We start from the raw sequence: 4,536 nt of genomic DNA on the forward strand, positions 1-4,536 counted from the left end.
GCGGCGTCAGCGGGGTCACCAGCACCCCCGCGGCGATCCCGGCGAGGGCGGCGGGCGGCGCGAGGTAGCGCGGGTTGATCGAGCCCTTGTGGTAGCGGGCGACGACGCGGCGCCAGCGGCCGTAGTCCTTGTACTGCTTGGCCAGCGCCCGCAGGTTCGGCCGCGGCCGGTACGAGACCTTCAGCTCCGGCGAGAACCAGACCCCGCCGCCGGCCGAGCGGATGCGGAAGTTCAGCTCCCAGTCCTGGGCGCGGATGAACTCCTCGTTGTAGCCGCCCTGCCGCTCCAGCGCCTCCCGGCGGAAGACGCCGAGGTACACGGTGTCCGCGGGGCCCGCCTCGCCGCCGGTGTGGAATGCCGCGTTGCCCACCCCGATGCGCGCGGTCATCGCCGCGGCGACGGCCTGCTCCCAGCTCGTCTCGCCTTCGGCGTGCATGATGCCGCCGACGTTCTGCGCGCCGGTCTCGGCGAGCAGCCGGACCGCGGTGGAGATGTAGCCGGGGGAGAGCATGCCGTGGCCGTCGACGCGGACCACGACGGGGTGCGAGGAGGCTTCGATGGCGGCGTTGAGCCCGGCGGGCGTACGGCCCGTGGGGTTCGGCACCGTCTGCACCCGGCGTCTGCCGTCCGCGCTCTCGCGGACCAGCTCGGCGGCGATGGCGTCGGTGCGGTCCGCGGAGGGGCCGAGGGCGATGACGACCTCCAGGTCGCCTGCGTAGTCCTGCTCCAGGATGTGCCGCACCGCCTCGCGGAGGTGCCGCTCCTCGTTGAGCACGGGCATGATCACGGAGACCGCGGGGGCCGTCGCAGAATCGTTCATAGCGCCGCTCAGGTTACCGCGAACGGGGGATCGGGGCGTGCCCGCAGGGTGGCGTTAAGCGTACGGACGGCGTGTGCGGGGAAGGTCGGCCGCTACGTCCCTACCGTGGTCGGGACCGTGCCCGTGCCCCCGCCCTGCCACGCAGCCGCAGACGCGCGCGTGCACACGTGTACGTACCGACAGCCCACGCCGCACCGAGCCCCGCGGAGGTCCCCCCACCGTGCCTGCCCCGTCCGTGAAGCGCCCGCGCTGGGGTCTGCGGATCGCCACCGCGCTGTCCCTGCTGCTGCTGGCCACCGGTGGGGCCGGGTACTTCCTGCTCAGCTCCATCGGGTCCGGCATCCACCGGGTCGACGCCTTCGGCGGGATCTCCGACCGGCCCCGGGAGGGCCACGGGCTCAACTTCCTCGTCGCCGGCGTCGACCGGCGCGACAGCGTGAGCGAGGAGGAGCGCCGCAAGTACCGCCTCGGCGGTGAGCCGTGCAACTGCACGGACGCGCTGATGCTCGTCCACCTGTCGCGGGACCGCGGGCGCGCGAGCGTGGTCAGCATCCCGCGCGACAGCTACATCGAGCTGCCGCCGCACACCAACCGCGCCCTCGGCGAGCGGCGCACCGCGCACCCCGCGAAGGTCAACGCGGCGTACACCCACGGCGGCCCGCCGCTGACCGTGCGCGCCGTGGAGAAGCTGTCCGGCGTGCACATCGACCACTACGTGGAGATCGACTTCGCGGCGTTCATGAAGACGGTGGACGTGGTCGGGGGCGTGCAGGTGTGCACGCAGCGCCCGCTGCGCGACAAGTACTCCGGTCTCGACCTGCCCGCCGGCACCAGCAGCCTCGACGGCGGCGAGGCGCTGGCGTACGTACGCGCCCGGCATCTGGACGGCGCGTCCGACATGGGCCGGATGAAGCGCCAGCAGCGCTTCCTGGCCGCCGTCATCGACAAGCTCACCGGCACCAGCGGGCTGATGAACCCGCTGCGCTTCCGCGAGGTCGGCTCGACGCTCCTCGGCTCGGTGCGCACGGACGCCTCGCTGGACACCGGAGCGGTGTTCGCGCTCGGCAAGGCGCTGCACGGGTTCTCACCCGGCTCCTCGGAGTTCGCGACGGTGCCGGTCGCGGACATGGACTACGAGGTGCCCGGCCTCGGCACGACGGTGAAGTGGGACGAGGAGCGGGCCCGGCAGCTCTTCGACAGGCTGCGCGAGGACCGGCCGCTCAAGGGGCGGGACGGCGGCCCCGGAGGCGGGAAGGAAGGCCCGAAGGGCAAGGGGGAGGGCAAGGCGACGCCGGTGGAGGTGCCCCCGGAGCGGGTCCGGGTGCAGGTGGCGAACGGCACGGCGGAGGACGGCCTCGGCGGCCGGGTGGACCGGTCGCTGGCCCGCACCGGCTTCTCCACGACCGGGTCCCCCACGACGGCGGAGCAGACGGACCGCACGGTCATCACGTATGACCCGGGGTGGGACCGCTCCGCCCGCTCCCTGGCCGCCGCTCTCCCGCACGCGCAGCTCCGCCCGGACCGCGGCCACGGCGCGGTGATGACGGTCACGCTCGGAGCGGACCACGAGAAGGTCCACCGCGTACGGCCCGCGGACCCGATCCTGGACGGCGCGGACGTCTGGTCGGCGGTCACCGGCGACGAGGTCCTCTGTACATAGGGCCTACCGCGCCCCGCCCTGCCGGCGGAGGCCGTCCCCGGCCCCGTACACCCGCCGTCAGGCGCTCTCGCGGCTCTCCCGCAGGTTCTTGATCGCGCGCCGGCGGGCCAGCCGGTGCGTGCGCCGGATCTGGGCCTCCTGGCAGCGCCGCTCGTCGCGCTCCGTCTCCGGCGCCACGGGCGCCACCGGGCGGGGGCGGCCCTCGTCGTCCACCGCGGCGAAGACCAGGTACGCGCTCGCGACCTGCTTCGCGGGCGTCGACTCGTTCCAGCGCTCCGCCATCACCCGCACCCCGACCTCCATGGAGGTCCGCCCCGTCCAGTTGACCTGCGCCAGGACGTGCACCAGGTCCCCGATCCGCACCGGCTCCAGGAACACCATCTCGTCCATCGACGCCGTCACCGCGGGCCCGCCGCTGTGCCGCCCCGCGACCGCCCCGGCCACGTCGTCGACCAGCTTCATGATCACGCCGCCGTGCACGGTGCCGAGGAGGTTCGCGTCGTTCGCCGTCATGATCGACGACAACGTGGTGCGGGAGGCCGAGGTGGGCTTCGCCGCACCCGCCGCCGGGCGTGCCTGATCGTTCATGTGTGTCACTGTATGCGGCGCCCCGCTTTGCATCAGAACCGCTACAAGCCCGGTCCGATTCGGAACCCCCCTTCAGGTCGGCCGGGCGGGCAGGGCACACTTCCCGCATGAATGACTGGCCCGAGGGATGGACTGCAGACAGCCGGGACCGGTACGGGCGCGGCAGCCGCGCGTCCGATCCGGAGCCCCACCGCGTCATGCCCGTCGTGGGCGGCGGCGGGGTGCCGCCGCAGCGCTCCCAGGGCTACGACGACCACGGTCCGTACGACGACGGTTACAACCAGGGGCAGGTCTACCGCAGCGGCGGCGGCGACCCCTCCGGCCCGTACGGCGGTGACGACGGCGGCGACCGCCGGGCGGCCGGCTACGGCAAGCCGCCGCCGAACTGGCGCAAGCGGATCAAGATCGGCGCCATCGTCGCGCTCGTCATCCTCATAGTCGTGCCCGTCGCCACGTACTTCTGGGCGGACTCCAAGCTGCGTCGCGAGGTGGACCTCAGCAAGGTCGAGGACCGCCCCGGCGACACCGAGGGCACGAACTACCTCATCGTCGGCTCCGACAGCCGCGAGGGGCTGTCCGAGGAGCGGCAGGACGAGCTGCACACCGGCTCCGTCGAGGGCAAGCGCACCGACTCGATGATGATCCTGCACACCGGTGACAACGGGAACACGATGGTCAGCCTCCCGCGCGACTGGATGGTCACCATCCCGTCCTTCACCGGCTCGGAGACCGGCAACCGCATCGCGGAGCAGACGCAGAAGATCAATGCCGCGTACGCCATCGAGGGCCCGGAGCTGCTGGTCCGCACGGTCGAGTACAACACCGGCCTGAAGATCGACCACTACGCCGAGATCGGCTTCGGCGGCTTCGCCAACATCGTCGACGAGCTGGGCGGCGTCGAGATGTGCTTCGACGAGGCGGTCAAGGACAAGAACTCCGGCGCCGACTTCGAGAAGGGCTGCCAGGACCTCGACGGCGCCGAGGCGCTGGCCTTCGTCCGCAACCGCTACGCGCTGCCGGGCGGCGACCTGGACCGGACGAAGAACCAGCAGAAGCTGCTGTCGAAGCTCGCCAGCGAGTCGGCGAAGATCACGACGATCATGAACCCGTTCAAGCTCTACCCGACGATGGGCGCCGGCCTGGACTCGCTGATCGTCGACAAGGACATGAGCCTGTTCAACGTGCTGCAGATGTTCTGGGCCATGAAGGGCGTCTCGGGCGGCGACGGCAAGTCGATGAACCTGCCGGTCGTCTCCGGCGGCACCGACCCGCGGCTCGGCTCCGTGCAGAAGTGGGACGAGCCGAAGGCCAAGCAGCTCTTCGAGCAGCTCAAGAACGACGACAAGGTCACCGTGTCGGCCGACTGAGGCGCCGGCCAACCGAGCAGATCGATCAGTCGGACAGGACCCCGGCCCGCGGTGGGCCGGGGTCCTGTCGCCGTACGTCTCCGGGGGCGCGCCGCGCTCGG

4 protein-coding genes are annotated in these 4,536 nt (G+C 72.2%); 2 read left to right on the forward strand and 2 right to left on the reverse strand.

Annotated features, from left to right (window positions below):
• Positions 1-820 (reverse strand): glycosyltransferase family 2 protein (locus tag H5J30_RS18725; RefSeq protein ID WP_181788566.1); only part of this gene is annotated, 820 nt, incomplete at its 3' end.
• A 235-nt stretch (positions 821-1,055) separates the two neighbouring features.
• On the opposite strand from H5J30_RS18725, the gene H5J30_RS18730 reads away from it, so the two are divergent.
• Positions 1,056-2,480 carry an LCP family protein gene (locus tag H5J30_RS18730; protein WP_181788568.1) on the forward strand — a complete coding sequence of 475 codons (1,425 nt, stop codon included), beginning with the start codon at positions 1,056-1,058 and terminating at the stop codon, positions 2,478-2,480.
• 57 nt (positions 2,481-2,537) lie between these two features.
• On the opposite strand, the gene H5J30_RS18735 is transcribed toward H5J30_RS18730, so the two are convergent.
• Positions 2,538-3,068: an acyl-CoA thioesterase gene (locus H5J30_RS18735; protein ID WP_181788567.1), complete on the reverse strand. Its 531-nt coding sequence runs from the start codon at positions 3,066-3,068 to the stop codon at positions 2,538-2,540.
• Positions 3,069-3,265: 197 nt separating this feature from the next.
• On the opposite strand from H5J30_RS18735, the gene H5J30_RS18740 reads away from it, so the two are divergent.
• Positions 3,266-4,435, forward strand: coding sequence for an LCP family protein (locus H5J30_RS18740; RefSeq protein WP_181788569.1), 1,170 nt, complete (start codon positions 3,266-3,268; stop codon positions 4,433-4,435).
• Positions 4,436-4,536: the final 101 nt, after the last annotated feature.

The sequence above is a fragment of the Streptomyces phytophilus genome, from assembly GCF_013870535.1.
Classification (GTDB): Bacteria; Actinomycetota; Actinomycetes; order Streptomycetales; family Streptomycetaceae; genus Streptomyces; species Streptomyces phytophilus.